The following is a 250-nucleotide window of genomic DNA, read 5'->3' as shown; positions in this document are numbered from 1 at the left end:
AGGCAGGCCAAGAAGCGTAGCGAGTGGCCTGCCTCCTCACTAGCCGCTTATGTTGTTTGGTTTAATTCGTTCGCTAACGCTTCTTTGGCAGAATGATAACCTAGGATGCGGCGATACTTATTATTCAAGGCATCTTCCGCCATTTGGACTTCTGTTGTCGTTACTTGTTTCAGTGAATGTCCTTTGGGGAAGAACTCACGTAAAAGTCCGTTAGCCCGTTCGTTACTTCCACGTTCCCAGGGCGAAGAAG

The 250-nt window shown here is 48.4% G+C and carries 1 pseudogene; it reads right to left on the bottom strand.

Annotated elements, in window-relative coordinates:
* Positions 1-47: 47 nt before the first annotated feature.
* A pseudogene (locus FC65_RS12130) lies at positions 48-250 on the bottom strand (IS30 family transposase); the annotation flags it as partial.

Origin of the sequence: Ligilactobacillus acidipiscis DSM 15836, assembly GCF_001435755.1 — a bacterium.
In the GTDB taxonomy this organism is placed as follows: Bacteria; Bacillota; Bacilli; order Lactobacillales; family Lactobacillaceae; genus Ligilactobacillus; species Ligilactobacillus acidipiscis.
Note: the sequence above shows the minus strand (reverse complement) of the source record. Positions and strands in the feature narration are given on the sequence as shown.